This window comes from Mesorhizobium sp. M7A.F.Ca.CA.004.04.2.1, assembly GCF_004022825.1.
In the GTDB taxonomy this organism is placed as follows: domain Bacteria; phylum Pseudomonadota; class Alphaproteobacteria; order Rhizobiales; family Rhizobiaceae; genus Mesorhizobium.
The window spans coordinates 1-909 of record NZ_RZPH01001514.1 but is presented as its reverse complement, the minus strand read 5'-3'; the positions used below and the strand labels follow the sequence as shown (position 1 = coordinate 909).

General features: G+C 61.4%; 1 protein-coding gene and 1 pseudogene. Both read right to left on the bottom strand.

What is annotated here, in order from left to right; genetic code table 11:
• A pseudogene (locus EN893_RS35805) lies at nt 1-254 on the bottom strand (glutamine--fructose-6-phosphate aminotransferase); the annotation flags it as partial.
• A 177-nt stretch (nt 255-431) separates the two neighbouring features.
• A partial coding sequence (locus EN893_RS35800; protein WP_281062535.1) for a DapH/DapD/GlmU-related protein occupies nt 432-909 on the bottom strand: 478 nt, incomplete at its 5' end.

Here is a 909-nt window from a genome sequence, read left to right as displayed (position 1 = left end):
GCATTGGTCTCGTTGGGCACGCCGTGTGTCGCCCAGCGTGTGTCACCGATGCCGATCGTACCGTCGAGCGGCTCGTCCTTGAGCCGGCGCTCGAGGTTGATCAGCTTGCCTTCGGCCCGGCGGCGAGCAAGCTGGCCGTGCTCGATGGTGGCGACGCCGGCCGCGTCATAGCCGCGATATTCCAACCGCTTCAGCGCGTCGACGATGAGCGGCGCAACCTGCGAGTGGCCGACGATTCCAACGATACCGCACATGCAGACAGCCCCCGAGTCCCCGTGGAAAACCAGCGCTATTTAGGGATGGCCGGCCTGCCGCGAAAGTCACATTGCATTTCGTCCCGTGTAACGGAACGCTCATTCTTGTCGATGCACCATGACAGACCGCTCTTGCAATCCGGTTACTGCAATCGTTCGGTTTTTTGCGGGCTGGTCTTACTTTTTCTTCGCAGCCGCGGCCGAAGCAAAGCGTTCGCGCAATTCCTTGCCCTTGCCCGGGATCGTCTTCTGGCGAGCACGGCCGAAGGCCAGCGCATCGTCGGGCACGCTTTCGGTGATCACGCTGCCCGAGGCAATGTAGCCGCCCTTGCCGATGGTGACAGGTGCCACCAGCGACGAATTAGAGCCAATGAACGCGCCCTCGCCGATGTCCGTGAAGAATTTCGAATAGCCGTCATAATTGCAGGTGATGGTGCCGGCGCCGATATTGGCTCCCGCGCCGACGCGGGCATCGCCGATATAGGTCAAATGGTTGACCTTGGCGCCCTCTTCGATAACCGCCTGCTTGACCTCGCAGAAATTGCCGACCTTGGCCTTGTCCCGGAGATCAGCACCCGGCCGCAGTCGCGCGTATGGCCCGACATCGCAATTGGACGCAATGGTGGCGCCTTCGATGTGGCTGAACGCATGTATC